The organism is Streptomyces sp. NPDC085927 (assembly GCF_044540975.1).
Taxonomy (GTDB): Bacteria; Actinomycetota; Actinomycetes; order Streptomycetales; family Streptomycetaceae; genus Streptomyces; species Streptomyces hirsutus.
The window spans coordinates 52,092-69,335 of record NZ_JBITSN010000011.1 but is presented as its reverse complement, the minus strand read 5'-3'; the positions used below and the strand labels follow the sequence as shown (position 1 = coordinate 69,335).

The window sequence follows — 17,244 nt, the reverse complement described above, 5'->3', positions numbered from 1 at the left end:
TCGGCCGGTTCGCGGCTAGGAGATCGCCTTGTAGCCCTGCCAACTGCTCGCGATCTTCGTACGGCTGCCGAAGGTGCCCTTGCCGGTGCCGTTCTGCCGGAAGAGGTTGCCCGCGGTGTCCCGGGCGACGAGGTCGGCCTTGCCGTCGCCGGTGATGTCCCCCGCGCCGACGACCACGTTGTACGAGCCGCCCCAGTCGGTGGCGATCCTGGCCCGGGGCTTGAAGGTGCCCTTGCCCGTGCCGTCGAGGCGGTACAGGTTGTCGGCCTTGTCCTGCACGAGCAGGTCTCCGATGCCATCGCCGTTCAGGTCACCGGCACCGGCCACCTTCTTGTAGCCCTTCCAGTTGCTGAAGAGCTTCACGCGGGACGACAGTTTCCCGGTGCTGGTGCCCTTGTAAAGGTAGACGGCGCCGGTGGAGGAGTTGCGGGCGATCAGGTCCGGGCGGCCGTCCTTGGTGACGTCGCCGGGCGAGGTCAGGATGTCGTACTGCTTCCAGCCGGTGCCGGTCGAGATCGTCGTGTACGGCGTGGACGGTTTGAGCGCCGCTCCGCAGGCGGGCCGGTACAGGCGCACCGTTCCGCTGCTGAACCGGACCAGGACGTCGTTGCAGCGGTCCCCGCTCAGGTCGCCGAGCGGCACCGGTTTCACGCTCGTCGCCCAGCCGCTGCCGCTCACCTTCCCGGAGAAGGTGCCCGTGCCGGTGCCCTGCTGGAAGGTGAGGGCGCCGGAGGAGTTAAGGGTGAGCAGGTCGCCGAGGCCGTCCCGTCCCGCGTGGTCCCGCCGCACCGGCGCCGCGAGGGAGCCGCCGGTGCGGATGTGGATGCGCTCCTGGGCGTCCACGTACGCCACCTGGTTCCCGTACGGGTCGAGGGTCCAGCGGATCCGGCGGTCCGAGGCCACGCCCTCCGCGAGGTGGGACGTGGCGGGCAGGGGGGCGATGTCAGCGGTGACCGCCTGCCCGGAGCGCACGTCGGTGCGCACCAGTGTGCCCCGCGCGGTGTCGTGGCGGACCAGGAAACCGTCCGCCAGCAGCGCGTCGCCCTTCGGCACCGTCACCGACCGGCCGCGGGAGCGGTCGAACACCCCGGCCTTGCCCTGGGCGGCGCACGCCCAGTACACGAAACGTCCGTTGACCTGCAGTTCACTGGGCACGCACGCGGAGCCGACGTTGACCTCGACCGCCTTGGCCGTCGATCCGAGGCGGCTCGTCGACAGGCGCCCCGCGGTGGACGTCGTGGTCCACAGCTGTCCGCCCCACAGGGCCGCGGCGTTCGCCGTGCGCGTCACCACGGCCTTGGACTGCGTCCAGTCGACGACGAACTGCTTGCGGTCGGTACCGCCGGACAGCAGTGCGTACCGCCCCTCCGCGGCCTCCACCTCGCCGTGGAAGCCGGGGACGGTCAGGGTCTGGACCTCACCGGTGGGCGTACGGCGGTGGACCCGCTGGGCGGTCTCCAGGTCGGCGTGGACGACGGAGCCGTCACCGGCGCCGAACAGCCGCACGCAGCCGTGGTGGATCCCGCACGGCTTGACCCACCCTCCGGCCTGCCGGACCGGCCCCGCCTCGGGCACCGGGCCGGCGGACACCGTGCGGGTGTTGAACATGACGTCGTGGGCCGGGGTGGAGGTCTGGTCGGTCCAGGCCAAGGTGCCGTTGGCCAGCGCCAGTCCGTCGACGGGTGCGGGGACCGGCGGCAGGTCCATCAGCTCGTCGGTGACGATCCGTCCGTCCGGCCCCTCGCTGAGCCGGTGCACGCCCCAGTCCGCCTCGTCGGGGCCGCCGGTCACGACGGCCGAGCCGTCCGCCGACTGCCGGACCCAGCCGTCCATCCGCGGGATCAGCGTGCGCCACGCGCCGGCGTCGGTCAGGGGCCGGGTGAGCACGGCGCGGGTCTCGCCGCCGTAGGTGGCCACCACGACGTCGTCACCGACGACCGTGAAATCGGACTTGCCCTCGGTGCCCGCACCCGGCACCACGGTCACCGGCCCGTCGAGCGCGTCCCGGCGCAGCAGCCGCGCGCCGAGTCCCGGGGACCACCAGCCGACGTAGTCCTCGGTGAGGACGGGTGTCCGGGCCGACCGCGCGTCGTAGGGGGCCAGCACCTCGGTCCAGGAGCCGTCGCGGACGTCGACGACGACCAGTTGGTTGCGGAAGACCTTGGGGTCCTCGGTGGGCACGCGGTACCGCATGAGCAGTGAGCGGTCGTCGTGCTCGCTGATCGCGAGGAGCTTCGCGTCGGCGGGCCAGCCGGTCAGCAGCGTGTCGCCGGTACCGCCGTCGGCGGTGGGCTTCAGCAGGTGCACTTCGTGCACGTCGGCCCCGCTGCGGCGGTAGGCGACGACGACGCCCTCGCCCGCCGTGGCGGCGTGGACGAGGCCGGCCGGGACGGTCACGGTGGACGTGTCCGCGCCCGTACCGAGCGCGCGGAAACGGACGACACGGCGTCCCTCGGCGTCGGTCGACAGGGTGTACGTGGTGTCCGACTGGGCGAGCCCGTTGGGCTGCTGGGTGCCGGCGAACTCGGTCAGCTCCCTGGTCCGCCCGGTGGCGTAGTCCGTCCAGTGCAGGCCGGTGCTGCCCTCAGGGCTCGACAGCACACCGGTTTCGCCGAATCCCATGAGCACCGGGTTGCGCGTGGCCGTGCGGTCCGCGGCGGGCAGGACGGTCTCGTCCTCGCCGACGGCTCGCGCGGTCCCCGCCGGCACGGCGGCCAGTGCGCCTGCGGCCAGGGCGACAGCCACGGCCACGGCCGTGCCCCCTCGGCCCAGCAGACGTCGTCGTACGGCCTTGCAGCCTTCCACGGAACCCCCCGGTCCCTCGACCCCGACAGCTGTGACCCCAACAGCCGTGAGTGACCTGTGCATGTCTTGTGCGACGGGAGCGTATCAGTGTGGCCTGACAGCGCTTTCGGAATGTCCCGGTGCAGTGCGAAGGGCCCGTACGAGCCGGGCGTACGGGCTCTTCGGTTCTCACTGGGCGTCAGCCGACTTGATTCTCCCAGCCGTTGTGCTTCCAAGCGCGTGTGCCGTCACGGCGGCTGTGCGGGCAGTCGCGGCTGCTGGTGCGGAAGCCGGGACGATGGCGGTCGGAGGGGTGGTCGCTGCCACGATGGCCGGCGCGGTCTGAGGTCTACTGGCGGACCATGTGCCGGGAAGAAGGGGGCCTGGATCCGGACGGGTCGTTCGTTGCCATACGGACAGGCTTCGTTGGGCTCCGGGAGCAGGGGGAAAGGATGCGCGCCGAGCTCGGCTTCGGGAACGGTGTGGGTGAACAACCCGCGATCGGTTCCTGGCACCCTCTTCCCTGGTCGCCTCGCCTCGCCACTGTGTGACACGTACACGAAGGGCCTGCAAGGGAACGAGCCGGCCACGGCCTGGCCGCGGACGTCCCTTTCCCCGAACGGCCACGAAACCCACTCAGGAGGTTCGGGAAAGAGAACGGCCTCCAGAGGTGGTCTCCCTTGGCGTTCTCTACGGCCGGAGGGCTGCCCGGCTGGGGCCGCCGGAGGGTCCGGTGGTCCCAGCCGGGTCCTTCCTCGACACGCGTGCGGCGGTGAGCGACGGACACCGTCCCGGAACACCGGCCGGTGTCCCTGCCGCAGCCCCCCGAAGGCTCTGCTTGGATCCGCCCATGGCTTCCGCTGACGCACCGGACGGGACGCGGGAGGGAACAGCGCTCGCGGTCCCGTTCGGCGGGGCGTCCGTCGCGTGCTGGTTCTGCTGCCCGGTCTGGACGGTCGTCTGCTTCCTCGCGCTGCCCCTGGCCCTCGTCGGGCTTGTGCGGGCCTGCGTCGAGTACCGGGCATCGGCCCACGGCCGGACGAGCAGACCGCACGCCGTCGTCGGCGGCGCGCTCTCCCTGCTGGGAGCGACGGCGGCGATCCTTTACCTGGTCTTCCTGGCCACTCGTCCGGACCTTGCCCTCCAGGAGTAGCCGTCCGGCGGGCGCGTCGACCGAGGGCGTCAGTTGCCGCGGCCCGCCTCGCGCTGCCGGGTGATGACCAGGGCCGCTCCGCCGAGGACGACCAGGGTGATGGCGGTGCCGACGATCCAGGGGGCGGCGCTGGGGGCGCCGGTGTCGGCGAGGTTGACGTCGGTGGTGGACCCGACGACCACGGGGGCGGGGGTGGGGCCGCTCAGGGTGTGGACGTCGACGCCGGTTTCGGCCGCCTTGGTCCTGCAGTCGAGCATGCCGGTGAACCGCTTCTCGAAGCCGTCCGCGCCCTGGACCGTGAAGTCGTACGTCCGGTCCTCGGCCACCGGAACCGTCACCGTGCGGGTCTCGCCCGGCTCCACGGTGTACTCGCGCTCCGCCACTTCGTAGGTGAAGGGTTCGTCGTCCTGATTGGTGGTGATGACGTCGACGCCGCCTTCGGCGCAGTTCTTCCGGGCGGTCATCGCCGGAATCGCGCCCTGCTCCGCCCACGTCGCGCTCGCCGTCGCGGAGACCGTCGAGGTGCTGGAGCCGGCCAGGATCTGCGTCTGGCTGCGGCTCTCGGCGGCGAACGCCCGGCCGACCGGCACCGTGGTCGAGGCCTGCGCGGTCACCTGGACCGTGCCCTCGGGCGCGTCCTCGGGTATCTCGAAGAACACCTCGGTGCCGTCCACCGCGCTGATGACCGGCAGGCCGTCCGCGTCCAGCATCCGCACCCCGCTCGTGGCGGCGTCCGCCGGCGGCGACATCGTCACGCTGCGCGCGTCCGTACGTACCGTCACCGGGCCGAGCAGCTCGCCGGGGCGTCCGGAGACGGCCGGCGGGTCCAGGGTGAGCGACGCCTGCGGTTCCGCCTGGTTGCGCGCGTTCTTCTCCAGGTAGTCGGCGAGCTGCTCCGCCTGGGGGTCGACGGCGTCCACGTCCACGTCGTCGGAGTAGCGCCAGATCGCCACCTGCGTGCCGGCCGCCGCGTCCTGCTCGGTCAGCTCGCCCCGGACGCCCGCCCGGTCGGCGAGCGCCGCGAGGTCGTTCACCTGGGGGTAGGAGTTCCGCAGGATCCAGTGGATCCGGCCGGCGTCCTCGTTGGCGCCCAGCGAGGTCCCGCTCCAATCGGTCTCGTGGTACTCGGCGTCCGTCTGCGTGGGGGTGTGGATGTCGACGCAGTAGGTCTGCAGCATGCCGCCGCCCTCGACGGACATCTCGAACAGTCCCGCCGACACCTGCTGGTCCCCGGCGGCGCCGCGGATCACGGCCTCGCCGTACGTCTTCAGGCCCTCCACGGTCGCGGCCGCTCCGCTCTCACCGCGCGTCGTCCCGTCGTCGGCCACCGCCGTCCCGGCGCCGGCCAGTACACCGGCGGCGATGAATCCGGACACCAGCGTTCCGGCGGCGAGACGTCTCACCGGCCCGAGCCCGCGTGCGGACACCGCAGAGAATCCAGAGGACGCAGCAAACACCGATTTCCCTTCCGAGCGGGCCCCGTTGACGTGGGGGACGGGTCCCACCAGCAGAATCACCGGCCCCAAGAACTCCGGGAGCCATGCCCGGAATCCTAAGTACGCCGCGAACCACGCCTGTCGGTGATCAGGTCGGAGGCCTGATCCGACGTGGAATCGTTATCGCCGGAGCGCGTACGAACAGGGCTTGTCGATAAATCACCTCGGGATTGTTCGCCATGGATTCGCCGATAAGCCGCACTTCGGTCAGCTCCGCCTCCGAAGGCCGGACCGGCGTCATCACGTCACCATGGCTGGTTCCGGCGACTGCTGTGCGGCGGCGGGCTCGGTCGCGGTGGCTGCGGTTGCGGTGACTACGGCTGTTGCGGCGGTCGTTTCGACCACATCCGTCGCACCCGCCACACCCGTCACTTCGGCGGCTTCGGTACTTTCGGCCGCTTCAGTGGTTTCGGCCGCTTCGGGCTCCTTGGCTCCCTCGCCCGGCGTGGTTTCCCACGTGGGTTCCGGCCGGTCCGGGGAGGCATGTTGTGGGTCCGGGCGGCCCGCCCGGCGGAAGGCCGACGTACCCCGGGCCAGGTCGTGGCCGATCGCCACCGCGTCGAGGTCCGCCGAGGTGCGGCCCTGCTGCCCCTCGCGTGTCTCCGTGCGCACCTTCAGCCGCCCCTGCACGATCACGGGTTCGCCCACCGACAGCGAGGCCGTGGCGTTGGTGGCGAGCTGACGATTGGCCCACACCGTGAAGAAGTTGGTGTGTCCGTCCGCCCACATCGCCTTGTCCCGGTTCCAGTACCGCGACGTGACCGCCAGCCGGAACCTCGCCACCGGTCCGGACGCCGTCTCCCGGAACACCGGCTGCGTCGCCACGTTGCCCACCGCACAGATCATCGTCTCGTTCATCGCGCCTGCTTCCCGCGCCCGGCCGCCGGCACCGGCGGCCGGGCGGATACGCGTACGGGCCCGTCCCGTACGGCTGCGCATCAGACTGCCGCCGTCGGACCGGGCCCGCTGACGCCTGTGGACCACCGCCGCTCTGTGGACAACTCCGCCACCCGTACGAGCGGCAGCGCAAAGGGGCCGCGCAGGAGGAGGCGTGCAGAAGGGGCTGCGCAGGAGTGGTCGCGCAGGAGGGGCCACTCCCGCACCTCACCCCATCCCCACGCCCACCCCCGCCACCCGTCCGTACTCCTCCCGTACCTCCCGGTACCGCAGCAGTTCCGAAGCCACCGGGTCCAGGACCCGGGCGCGGCCGCACCCCGCGGCCGCCTCCCGCAGCCGTCTCTCCGCCTCCAGCCCGTGCCGCCGGGCCGGTCCGCGGGCCGCCATCCGGCAGCTCCACTCGACGATCGGGCCGCCGACGATGCCGATCACCATCAGCAGCACCGGCACCCCCAGGTTCGGTGACATGAACCCGATGATCTGGCCCATCAGCCACAGCCCGCCGATGAACTGAATGACCGTCATGGACGCCTGGACGAGTACGGCCACCGGCCACCAGCCGGGCCGCGGCGGCCGCCCCGGCGGCAGTGCGGCGCGCGTGGCGAGGTCGTCCAGCGCCTCCGACAGCCCGTGGGAGCCCCGTACCGCCGCCTCGCGCACCGCCTGCGCCCACGGTTCGGGCAGCCCGTCCGAGGCCTGGTCGGACACCGTGCGCACCGCCTGCTCCACCCGCTGCCTGGCCGTGATCTCCTCGTCGGGCTGCGTCCGCTGCGGGAGTTTCCCGGTGAGCGGCCCGCCCCGGTCCTCGTACCAGCGCCACAGCCGCAGCCACGGGGTACCGCACGCGCGGTTGGCGTTGCGCAGCCACGCCCGTTCGGCGGCCTCGCCCGCCGCGGTGGCGCCCACCGCGTCCGCGAGCCGGTCCGTGAACTCCTCCCGCGCCTCCTCGCTGAGCCCGGCCCACCGGCGGTTGGCGTAGACGGGCCACAGCCGGGCCGCGGTGATGTCCACGTCCGCCGCGACACGGCGGCCGGCCGCTCCCCTCTCGACCACGAACTGACCGAGGGCTTCGCGCAGTTCACCGACCCCGTCCCCGGTGAGCGCGGACAGGGCGAGGACCGTCGTACCGGGTTCTCCGTACTCACCCAGGGCGATGCCGTCCTCGTCGAGCAGGCGGCGCAGATCGTCCAGGACCTGTTCGGCGGCCTCCCCGGGCAGCCGGTCGATCTGGTTGAGGACGACGAACATGACCTCCGCGTGGGCCGCCATGGGCCGCAGATAGCGCTCGTGCAGCATCGCGTCGGCGTATTTCTCCGGGTCGACGACCCAGATGACGGCGTCCACCAGGGCCAGCACCCGGTCGACCTGTTGGCGGTGCTGCACGGCCGCCGAGTCGTGGTCCGGCAGGTCGACGAGGACGAGTCCGCGCAGTTGCTCGTCCTCGTCCGCCGTCGCCTGCAGCGGACGCCGGCGCAACCGGGGCGGGATGCCGAGCCGTTCGATGAGGCCCGCGGCGCCGTCGCTCCAACTGCACGCGATGGGTGCGGCGGTGGTCGGCCGTCGTACGCCGGTCTCCGAAATGGTGGCTCCGGCGAGGACGTTGAACAGCTGCGACTTGCCACTGCCGGTCGCGCCCGCGATGGCGACGACGGTGTGCTGCCCGGAGAGCCTGCGCCGCGCGGCGGCCTCGTCGAGGACCCGGCTCGCCCCGGCCAGCGTCCGGCTGTCGAGCCGGGCCCTGGACAGTCCCACCAGTTCGCGCAGTGCCTCCAGCCGGGACGTCAGGGGCGCGTCGTACGCCAGGGGCGCCACAGGTGACGCCGTCTGCGGCGCGGACGCGCGGGTCTCCATCGCGGCGTACGACTCGGCTCCGAACCCGAAACCGAACCCGGCCCCAGCCCCGGTCCCGGTCCCTGCCCCTGTCCGTGTCCCGCTCCCAGCTCCCGACGTCCTGGCCCGTGCTCCTGACGTCCCGGCCCGTGTCCCGGCGCCTTTCCCCGTCCCCGCGGTCTCACCCACCCGGCGCGCGATCAGCCCGTCGGCCCAGGAGGACTGCGTGGCCGTCCTGTCCTCGGGCGCCCCGCCGTCGTCCTTCTCGTCCTCCTCGTCCTCCTCGTAGGCGTCCTCGTCCCTGTACACGTGGTCCCCGTACTTGTCGTCCCCGTACGGGCCCTGCTCGCGCCCGTCCTGCTCCTGCCCGGTCGCCCCGCGCGCGTCCTCGGGGAGATCGGACCCCTCGGGCCGCTCGGCCGTCCCGGGCGCTTCTGAACCCTCTGATTCCTCGGGGCGCTCGGTGTGGTCCTGGTCCTGATCCTGGTCCTGGTCCTGGTCAGTGACGGCGGTCACCGGTCACCTCTCCTTCTGCAGTACGGACAACGCGGCGATGAGTTCGGCCTGGGGCTCCGGATGCACCTCGAGCGCGTCGAGCGGCGCGAGCCGGCGTTCACGTTCGGCGTGCATGACCCGGTTCACGTACTCGATGAGCAGCCGCCCGCTCCGGTCGCGCAGTCGCACCGCCCCGTGCGCGCCGACCCGTTGGGCGAGCTTCTCCCCCGCGGTCCGCGCCCGGCGCCCGCTCAGCAGCGCCGTGGCGACCAGGGCGGCGACCGTCTCGGGATCGGGGGCGCTACCGCGGTCGAGCTCGCGAACCTCTTCCTCGGCGTACTCCTCCAGCTCGCGCCGCCACCGCCGTACGGCCAGCCCGATCCGGTGCTCGATGCTCTCCGTGGCCCCGTCACTGTCGATGAACTCCGGTGACTTGGCGGCCGGTTCGCGTCGCCAGGCGGTGTCTACCCGCTCGTCGGCGGCGGCGACGGCGCACAGCAGCAGGGCGCCCAGGCCCTCCACCAGAGTGTCGAGGAGTTCGCCGGGCGTGCAGTCGAGCGGGAAGGCCCGCCACCGCTTGAGCGCGTCGCCGGCGAGCACGGTCCCGGCCTGCAGCCGGCCACGCAGGCGCGCGTGCTCCTTGTCGTACGCCCCCTCGACGGCGGAGGTGAGCCGCAACGCGGCGGCGTGCTGCGCGGCGGCGGCACCGGCGAGTTCCGGCATGCGGGAGTTGAGGGAGTCGAGGATGCCGTGGGCGGTGCGCGCCATGACGTGCGCGCGGGCGACGGGGTCCTGCGCCTGGTGGACGAGCCAGGTCCGCAGCGACGCCACGGCGGAGGCCGGCAGCAGCCCGCCGCCCCAGGCCGACTCGGGCAGCTCGGGCACGGTGAAGCGCGGTACATGGCCGAGTCCGGCCTTGGTGAGGAGGGCGCCGTACTGCCGGGACACCTCGGACACGACCTGGTGGGGCACCCGGTCCAGGACGGTCACCAGGCTGACGTCGTACTCCTTGGCGGCGCGCAGCATGTGCCAGGGCACGGCGTCGGCGTAGCGGGCGGCGGTGGTGACCATGACCCAGATGTCCGCGGCGCAGATGAGTTCGGCTGCGAGGACGCGGTTGTCGGCGACGAGGGAGTCGATGTCGGGGGCGTCGAGCAGGGCGAGGCCGGGCGGGACGCTGTCGGCGGTCTCGATGCGCAGGACGCGCGCCGGGTTCTCTCCCGGGAGCAGCAGGTCGTCGACCTCCCGCCGGGGGCTCCACACGCGCGTGAGGTCGGGCAGTACGCGCATCCCGCTGAACCAGTGGTGGTCCTCGGGGTGGCAGACGAGCACCGGGGTCCGGGTCGTCGGCCGCAGCACGCCCGCCTCGCTGACGCGCCGTCCCACGAGCGAGTTCACCAGGGTGGACTTGCCGGCTCCGGTGGACCCCCCTACGACGGCGAGCAGCGGCGCCCGGGGCTCTCTCAGGCGGGGCACCAGATAATCGTCGAGCTGCGCGAGCAGTTCGTCGCGGTTGGCACGCGCGCGTGAAGCCCCCGCCACAGGCAGCGGGAAGCGTGCGGCGGCGACACGGTCCCGCAGGGCGGAGAGTGCGTCGAGCAGCTGAGGCCGTACGTCCAAGGTCACCACATGTGAAGAATGCCCAATTTCATGGGAATTCTGAAGCATATGACCCTGTCTGCGCGCCGATCGAACACAAGCGGATGGAAGGGACGACTGGGGCGCGTGCGCAGCCCAGGCATAACGAGTGCACAACACCCGATGCGCGAGGGGCCAAAATCGGTGCACGATTCGTACCCGCCTGCGATTATCGGGACCGCTTCACCGAACCTCCACATCGGGTCACGGAGGCGAGGCGACAGGGGCAAGGACGCGGGAGCCCTATCCTTGTCCCCGGCAACGTCAGGGACCGGGGCCACCCGGGCACCACGACAGAGGCCACCACACCCGGCCCCCGTAGCTCAGTGGATAGAGCAGGCGCCTTCTAAGCGCTTGGCCGCAGGTTCGAGTCCTGCCGGGGGCGCCACCACCCTTCTCACCTCGGGTTTCGGGGCAGAGGCAGCGCCCTGCCCGCCGTGGCTCGCCCGCCCGCGGGGATCCCGGCCCCTCCTCCCGAAGCCCTGGACGCGGCCGCGTGGCCCGAAGAGCCACCACTGGGCGCTGCCGACCCCCTCGATGAGTTTCCGGGCCCGTGACAGTCCATGGAGTGAGATGGAGGACAGTTACAGAGAGGACTGCTTCATGCCCCCTGCGAAGAGCACGAAGAACGCGGAGAGTGCGGACGCCGTGCCGGTCCGTTCGTTGCCGGACACGGAACGGCAGACGGCCGGGGGCAAGGTGCTCCTGCACTTCACCATGTCGCTGGACGGGTTCGTGGCGGGGCCGGAGCACGCGATGGACTGGATGACGGGGACCTCGCACCGTCCCGGGCTCATCGAGGAGTACGCGGAGACGACCGGCGCCGTTCTGGGGGGCCGGGACGGCTGGGACGTCTCCCCCGACGCCGGCGCGATCTACGGGGGCGCGTGGCAGGGGCCGGTGTTCGTGCTCACCCATCATCCGCAGGACGCGCACCCCGCCGACGGCGTGACGTTCCTGAGCTGCGACGTGGCCGAGGCGGTCCGGATCGGGCTCGAGGCCGCCGACGGCAGGAACCTCGAGGTCTTCTCGCCCTCCATCGGCCGGCAGCTGCTGGACCGCGGGCTGGTCGACGAGGTGGACGTGCATGTCGCGCCCGTGCTGCTCGGCGACGGGATCCGGCTGTTCGACCGCCCCGGCGGTGTCCCCGTCCGGCTCGCCCTGCTCAACGGCGGCGATCCCACGGCCGCGGTGAACCTGCGCTACCGCCCGGTGACGTCCACCTGACCGAGCGGCACGGGACTCTCCCCGGCGCCTTCCGCGTAACGGCGACAAGGTCCCGGGGAGAGAACTGTCAGTGGTGCACGACAGGATGACGTCATGTCATATACCGGTGAGTTCCGGGCCTTCGCCCGCCGGCACGGCGTCTCCGACGATGCCGTCACGCGCATCATGTGGACGATGCAGCCGTCCGTCCACCTGGACATCCTCGATCCGTCCGAGGTCGGTCCCGGCGACCTCGTGGTGGGTCACACCGGTGGGCTGCCGGAGCTGCCCGACGGCGTCCCGTGGGACGGGGACGTCTACGTGGCCGGGCTCGATCTGGCCGCGATACCGGAGCAGCCCCTGGACCTCGGGCTCCCCCGCGAAGGGCACCTGCTGTTCTTCGCGGACAGCGACTACGAGGACGGTGAACCCGCGCGGGTCGTTCACGTACCGCCGGGCACCGGGACGGACGTCCGCCCCGCGCCCTCGGGCGTGTACTCCGAGGACCCCTCCGACACGTGGACGACGGACGTCCTCGAACGGCGGGTGCTGGTGTGCCGCACCGGTACGTCGTGGGACGTCCTCGACTGGCTGTGGGACCCCGACGACGACTTCGACGAGACGGAGGCCCGCATGCCGGACCCCGAGGACCCGGACGTGGAGGACGAGGTCCGTCCGCTGCTGGCCGCGGTCGCGGAGTACGCCGAGCGGGTCGGGACCATTCCGTTCGTGCACCGGGACTGCGGACTGCGCGGGGTGGAATTGAATCCCCCGTACTACCGGGCCGACTACGGAACGGACTTCCTGAAGAAGGGGGAGGAGGCCGTGGTCGTCTGCAGGAACGAGCCGGAGCGGTTCGACGAGTTGTACGCCGAGGCCCTGCGGGGCGCATCCGAGCAGGACGGCGGACCGTGGCTGAACCTCCTGGAGTTCGGCGAGGACGAGATCTTCCACACCGGGGACGGCGAAGTGGGCTGGCTCATCAACCGTGACGACCTGCTGGCGGGGCGCTTCGACAACGTCGTGCAGTCGTACTTCTGCTGATCCCGGGCCCGGGACCCCGCTCCTCCGGGCCCCGCTCCCGGTCCCCTCAGAGCGTCGGGACCACCCTCGGTGTCCCCGTGACGGGGTCCGGGACGACGATGTCGGGAAGGTCGAAGACCTTCCCGATCAGCCGGGAGTCGACGATCTCCGACGGCGGCCATCCCCAGGCCCAGCAGCGAGACCGTCCGCGCGACGAAGATCACCCGGAACGGCCGGCTCTCCCGCAGCGGCGACGTGTCGAGCACGAGGCTCCGCAGACGCATGCTTCACCTTCCCCGGGGGCAGGCACCCCGGGCCGGGCTCCGACCGCAGGAAGGGTAACTTGATCGCCCCGGACCACGGACGAGCGGGGGGAACGGCATGCGGCTGCGGTGTGCGGTGCTGGACGACTTCCAGGGCGTGGCCGCCGAGGCCGCCGACTGGGGGCCGGTCGCGGAGGACGTCGAAGTGGTCTCGTTCGACGGTCACTTCACCGACGAGGACGCCTTGGCCGACGCGCTCGCCGACGCCGACATCGTGGTGACGCTGCGGGAGCGGGTGGCCTTCCCCGGGTCGCTGATCGCCCGGCTGCCCCGGCTGAGGCTGATCGTCGCCTCCGGCATGCGCAACTCGGTCATCGACTACGCCGCCGCCGAGGCGCACGGCGTCACCGTGTGCGGTACGGCCAGTTCCTCCACCCCGCCGGTCGAGCTGACCTGGGCCCTGCTCCTCGGCCTGGCGCGCGGCATCGTCGAGGAGAGCAACGGCCTGCGCGCCGACGGCCCCTGGCAGCGCACCGTGGGCGCCGACCTGCACGGACGGCGTCTCGGACTGCTCGGCCTGGGGAAGATCGGGAGCCGGGTGGCCCGGGTCGGTCTCGCCTTCGGCATGCGGGTCGGGGCCTGGAGCCACCACCTCACCCAGGAGCGTGCCGACGAGGTGGGTGTGGAGCTCGCGCCGTCCAAGGAGGACCTGCTGCGCGAGAGCGACTTCGTCTCCGTGCACCTCGCGCTCGGCGAGCGCAGCCGCGGCCTGCTCGGCGCCGCCGAACTCGCCCTGCTCAAGCCCACCGCCTACCTGGTCAACACCTCCCGCGCGGCGATCGTCGACCAGGACGCCCTGCTCGTCGCCCTGCACGACGGCCGGATCGCCGGGGCCGGCGTCGATGTCTTCGACATCGAACCGCTGCCCGCCGGCCACCCGATGCGCACCGCCCCCCGTCTGCTCGCCACCCCGCACCTCGGCTATGTCTCCCGCGCCAACTACGCCACGTACTACGGCCAGGCGGCCGAGAACATCCGCGCCTTCCTCGACGGCGCACCGGTCCGGCGCCTGCCCTGAAAGCGGCCGGAAGACCGGGGCGGAAGACCGGGGCGGGAAACCCGGGCAGAAGACCGGTGCGGATGGCCGGCCGGAAGAAAACCTCTTCACCCGGGGTGATCCGTGGCTGATCACCGTGACTCGTCGTGCGTCTCCGCGTTGAACGGGGAGCACGGCCGCACCCCCTGCGGTCGTGCTCATCGAATCAGAAGGAGAACGTGATGTCGCGCATCGCGAAGGTTGCCTGCGTCGCACTCGGCACGGGTGCCGTGGCCCTGAGCGGGGCCGGTACGGCTCTGGCGGACGCGGGCGCCCAGGGTGTCGCCTCCCACTCCCCGGGAGTGCTGTCGGGCAACCTCGTCCAGGCCCCGGTCCACGTGCCGGTCAATGTGTGCGGGAACACCGTCAGCGTCGTCGGTGCGCTGAACTCGGCGTTCGGCAACACCTGCGTGAACGAGGACGGCCAGCACCACAAGAGCCACAAGAACCACAAGAACGCTTACGGGAACTGACCCCGTACGCGTCACCAGCAGAACGTCCAGAGCCCCGGCACCTCGAGCGCCGGGGCTCTCGCCGCTCCTGACACCGTCGCCGAGACCCCGGCCTCAGGTTCGACGGTGGATCCGCCGGCGGTCACCGCCCGGCAGGCGCGCACACCTTGCTGACGGGATCGCCCACAAATGAGTGATTACGAACAAAAGCCATGATTGCTGGTAATCATGGACTGGTTCGTCGCCATTTCCCCTGTTCCGGAGCCGTCCATGCGCACTGCCCTCACCACCCCCCAGGGTTCACTGACCACACAACGCGACGGGTCCGCTCCCCCACCGCCGGAGCAGGTGGAGGAGCGGACCCTGGCGTTCGAGGGCTTCGCTTACGGGTGCCGGATCGTCCACCAGAGCGCTCCGCGAACGGCGCCGCTGCTGCTGCTCGGCGGCTCCTCCCAGAACCGGTACTCCTGGCAGGGGCACGAGAAGTGGCTGGCACCGTTGTGCACGGTGATCACCGTGGATCTCCCCGGATACGGCAGTGCGGACTTCCTGCCCGCCCGCTACGGGATCGATTTCCTCGCCGACGCGGTCCAGCACATGCTGGTGGAGACCGGGATGCCGCCGGTGAATCTCTTCGGCGGCTGTTTCGGTGAAGTCGTCGGCCTCCGCTTCGCGCAGTTGCATCCCGAGTCCGTCCGCCGCATCGTCTTCTGCGGCGCCGCGATGCGTCTCCCCGAGATCTACACCGACGCGGTACCGCGCTTGTCGCACGCGCTGGAACGGGGCGAGATCGAAGCCGCGGCCGGCGGTCTGGTGGAGCTGTTCATGTCGAACCCGGGCGCCGGTCAGGTCCGCAGGCACGCGGCCGTCGCACGCCTTTTGCATCACCAGTTCATGAACCAGACGCCGGACGAGCTCAGGAAGGCGGTCGAACACAACACGAGGCTGGTGACGCACGGCTGTTACGAGCCGTTGCCCGTCCCCGACGTGCCGACGCTGGTGTTCACGGGCGAGTACGACACCCTGTGCACCCCGCAGATGGGCCGCGAGCTCGCCGCGATGATTCCGGCGGCGCGGTTCACCACGGTCAAGGAGGCGGACCATCTGGTCACGGTCGAGCGCAGGCAGGAGTCCTCGGAGCTGATCGGCCGCTTCTGCACCGACCGCCCCATCGACGACCTGCCGTACTGCACTGCCGTGGAGTCGCCGGGTGCAGGTCTCGCCTGCGCGACGGCCCATCGGTGACGGACACACGATGAGTGGCCGGAACCCGGTATCGGGTTCCGGCCACTCTCCGCCGTACGGATGATCCGACGCGGGGATGCCGACGGGAGGGATGCCGTGGACAACGGCACTCGACCGTCGGAGGCTTCAGGACTTCTCGGCCGGGAGGACGGCGCTGTTGACGCAGGAGACCTCGGCGCCCTCACCGGAGCAGGTCTGCTCCGACTTGTTGACGAAGTGGATCTGCCCGTCCTGATCGGTCGTGATCTCCTGCTCGTTCACCTGCACGCAGCGAACGGTGCCCTTTTCGTCCTTGACGCAGCTGTCCGGGTCCTCGGCACCGAAGGCCTGGACGGAACCGGCGCCGATCAGCGCGAGTCCACCGAGGACCCCCGCCACCGCTGCGATCTTGTTCGACTTCACCATCTACCTTTTTCCTTGACGGTCAGCCCGCCGCGACTGAGCGGCGGAGCCGGTCCGGACCTCCGGACCGGCCGATGTAGCGGGCGGTCCCGGGGCCCGAACGCGTGGTTCGAGCCCCGGGACCCACCTGGATCACCTGAAGGTGATCAGCCGCCGATGGCGAAGTTGGAGGTGCAGGAGACCGAGTTGGTCTCGGTGTTCTCCGCGTTGCCGAGGCCCAGGATGCCGACCGCGAGGTTGATGTCGTCGATGTTGATCAGGCCCTGCTTCGAGTTGTCCTGGATGCAGGTCGTGGCCTGCGAGTTGCTGACCTCGACCTCGGGGCCCTCGTTGGCGTGACCGACGCCGGCGCCGAGGAATCCGGCACTGCCGAGCATGGCCATGACGACCGCAGCCTTCTGGTACTTGCGCATTACTTCTCCTTCTGGTTTGACACGGTCCGTGATGGCCCGGTCACTTACAGTCGCTAATGTAGGCGACGATTACGGCAGTTGGTAGACGAAACGCCGCATCACGCCTTTTTTTCAAATAAAGAGGCATCACACCCGAGTGGCGAAGCCCTCAGGCCCTCTCGCCACCGAGGAGGGAGCTGTTCGTGCAGGAGACCTCGACATCCGAACCGGAGCAGGTCTGCTTCTGCTCGTTGGTGAAGCGGACCTTCCCCTGAGTGCCGGCCGGGAGCCGGTACTCCTTCACCTGCTCGCAGCGAACGGTGCCCCTGCTGTCCTTGACGCAGCCGCCGGAGCCCTCTGCGCCGACAGCCTGGACGGCACCGGCGCCGATCAGCGCGAGTCCACCGAGGACCCCCGCCACCGCTGCGGTCTTCTTCGACTTGAACATCTGCCTTTTCCCTGACGGTCACCCCGCCGCGACTCGGCGGCGGAGCCGGTCCGGACCCCCGGACCGGCGTGCGTGCCGGGCGGGCCCGGAGCCCGAACGCGTGGTTCGAGCCCCGGGACCCACCTGAATCACCTGAAGGTGATCAGCCGCCGAAGGTGAAGCTGGAGGCGCAGGCCACCGCGTTGGTCTCGGTGTTCTCCGCGTTGCCGAGGCCCAGGATGGCGCCGACACCGGCGTTGACGTCGTCGATGTTGACGAGGCCCTGGACCGAGTTGTCCTGGACACAGGTCGTGGCCTGCTCGTTGGAGAGCTTGAACGAGGGGTCGTCTCCGGCGTGGCTGACGCCGGCGCCGAGGAAGGCAACGCTGCCGAGCATGGCCATGACGACAGCGGTCTTCTGGTACTTGCGCATTACTTCTCCGAT

At 71.1% G+C, this 17,244-nt stretch carries 15 protein-coding genes, 1 tRNA gene and 2 pseudogenes; 8 read left to right on the top strand and 10 right to left on the bottom strand.

Going from position 1 to position 17,244, the window contains the following annotated elements; all coding sequences use genetic code 11:
* Positions 1-15: 15 nt before the first annotated feature.
* Positions 16-2,751, bottom strand: a complete 2,736-nt coding sequence (locus tag ACIF80_RS26115) for an FG-GAP repeat domain-containing protein (protein ID WP_399809104.1) — start codon at positions 2,749-2,751, stop codon at positions 16-18.
* A gap of 883 nt (positions 2,752-3,634) precedes the next feature.
* Here ACIF80_RS26115 and ACIF80_RS26110 point away from each other — a divergent pair.
* Positions 3,635-3,937, top strand: coding sequence for a hypothetical protein (locus tag ACIF80_RS26110; protein WP_399809102.1), 303 nt, complete (start codon positions 3,635-3,637; stop codon positions 3,935-3,937).
* 29 nt (positions 3,938-3,966) lie between these two features.
* Here ACIF80_RS26110 and ACIF80_RS26105 read toward each other — a convergent pair whose 3' ends face one another.
* The gene (locus ACIF80_RS26105; RefSeq protein ID WP_399809099.1) at positions 3,967-5,340 is read right to left on the bottom strand and encodes a Cys-Gln thioester bond-forming surface protein; all 1,374 of its coding nucleotides are present in this window, start codon (positions 5,338-5,340) and stop codon (positions 3,967-3,969) included.
* 459 nt (positions 5,341-5,799) lie between these two features.
* Positions 5,800-6,291, bottom strand: a pseudogene (locus ACIF80_RS26100) (single-stranded DNA-binding protein); the annotation flags it as partial.
* Between ACIF80_RS26100 and ACIF80_RS26095 the strand changes: the two are divergent.
* Positions 6,191-6,403 (top strand): hypothetical protein, encoded by a 213-nt coding sequence (locus ACIF80_RS26095; RefSeq protein ID WP_399809426.1) that lies wholly within the window; start codon positions 6,191-6,193, stop codon positions 6,401-6,403. The pseudogene ACIF80_RS26100 and the gene ACIF80_RS26095 sit on opposite strands and share 101 nt — an antisense overlap.
* Positions 6,404-6,537: 134 nt before the next feature.
* On the opposite strand, the gene ACIF80_RS26090 is transcribed toward ACIF80_RS26095, so the two are convergent.
* Both ACIF80_RS26090 and ACIF80_RS26085 read right to left on the bottom strand, forming a co-directional pair.
* Complete coding sequence (locus tag ACIF80_RS26090; protein WP_399809096.1) at positions 6,538-8,676, bottom strand: YfjP family GTPase; 2,139 nt, start codon at positions 8,674-8,676, stop codon at positions 6,538-6,540.
* Positions 8,677-8,679: 3 nt separating this feature from the next.
* Positions 8,680-10,284 (bottom strand): dynamin family protein, encoded by a 1,605-nt coding sequence (locus tag ACIF80_RS26085; RefSeq protein ID WP_399809094.1) that lies wholly within the window; start codon positions 10,282-10,284, stop codon positions 8,680-8,682.
* A 321-nt stretch (positions 10,285-10,605) separates the two neighbouring features.
* Here ACIF80_RS26085 and ACIF80_RS26080 point away from each other — a divergent pair.
* From ACIF80_RS26080 to ACIF80_RS26070, 3 genes are all read left to right on the top strand, one after another.
* Positions 10,606-10,681 (top strand) — tRNA-Arg (locus ACIF80_RS26080).
* Positions 10,682-10,896: 215 nt separating this feature from the next.
* Positions 10,897-11,520 carry a dihydrofolate reductase family protein gene (locus ACIF80_RS26075; RefSeq protein ID WP_399809092.1) on the top strand — a complete coding sequence of 208 codons (624 nt, stop codon included), beginning with the start codon at positions 10,897-10,899 and terminating at the stop codon, positions 11,518-11,520.
* Positions 11,521-11,613: 93 nt separating this feature from the next.
* Positions 11,614-12,543 carry a DUF1963 domain-containing protein gene (locus tag ACIF80_RS26070; RefSeq protein WP_399809089.1) on the top strand — a complete coding sequence of 310 codons (930 nt, stop codon included), beginning with the start codon at positions 11,614-11,616 and terminating at the stop codon, positions 12,541-12,543.
* A gap of 46 nt (positions 12,544-12,589) precedes the next feature.
* Here ACIF80_RS26070 and fecE read toward each other — a convergent pair.
* A pseudogene (fecE, locus tag ACIF80_RS26065) lies at positions 12,590-12,697 on the bottom strand (Fe(3+) dicitrate ABC transporter ATP-binding protein FecE); the annotation flags it as partial.
* A 206-nt stretch (positions 12,698-12,903) separates the two neighbouring features.
* Here fecE and ACIF80_RS26060 point away from each other — a divergent pair.
* The 3 genes from ACIF80_RS26060 to ACIF80_RS26050 all read left to right on the top strand — a co-directional run bounded on the left by ACIF80_RS26060 (position 12,904) and on the right by ACIF80_RS26050 (position 15,578).
* Positions 12,904-13,863, top strand: a complete 960-nt coding sequence (locus tag ACIF80_RS26060) for a D-2-hydroxyacid dehydrogenase family protein (RefSeq protein WP_399809086.1) — start codon at positions 12,904-12,906, stop codon at positions 13,861-13,863.
* Between the two features lie 200 nt (positions 13,864-14,063).
* Positions 14,064-14,354, top strand: coding sequence for a chaplin (locus ACIF80_RS26055; RefSeq protein WP_399809083.1), 291 nt, complete (start codon positions 14,064-14,066; stop codon positions 14,352-14,354).
* A gap of 249 nt (positions 14,355-14,603) precedes the next feature.
* Positions 14,604-15,578, top strand: a complete 975-nt coding sequence (locus ACIF80_RS26050) for an alpha/beta fold hydrolase (protein WP_399809080.1) — start codon at positions 14,604-14,606, stop codon at positions 15,576-15,578.
* Positions 15,579-15,704: 126 nt separating this feature from the next.
* Here ACIF80_RS26050 and ACIF80_RS26045 read toward each other — a convergent pair whose 3' ends face one another.
* The 4 genes from ACIF80_RS26045 to ACIF80_RS26030 form a co-directional block, all read right to left on the bottom strand.
* Positions 15,705-15,983 carry a hypothetical protein gene (locus tag ACIF80_RS26045; RefSeq protein ID WP_399809079.1) on the bottom strand — a complete coding sequence of 93 codons (279 nt, stop codon included), beginning with the start codon at positions 15,981-15,983 and terminating at the stop codon, positions 15,705-15,707.
* A gap of 143 nt (positions 15,984-16,126) precedes the next feature.
* Complete coding sequence (locus tag ACIF80_RS26040) at positions 16,127-16,393, bottom strand: hypothetical protein (protein ID WP_399809076.1); 267 nt, start codon at positions 16,391-16,393, stop codon at positions 16,127-16,129.
* 148 nt (positions 16,394-16,541) lie between these two features.
* Positions 16,542-16,820, bottom strand: a complete 279-nt coding sequence (locus ACIF80_RS26035) for a hypothetical protein (RefSeq protein ID WP_399809074.1) — start codon at positions 16,818-16,820, stop codon at positions 16,542-16,544.
* Between the two features lie 142 nt (positions 16,821-16,962).
* Positions 16,963-17,232: a hypothetical protein gene (locus ACIF80_RS26030; protein WP_399809071.1), complete on the bottom strand. Its 270-nt coding sequence runs from the start codon at positions 17,230-17,232 to the stop codon at positions 16,963-16,965.
* Between the last annotated feature and the right edge of the window lie 12 nt (positions 17,233-17,244).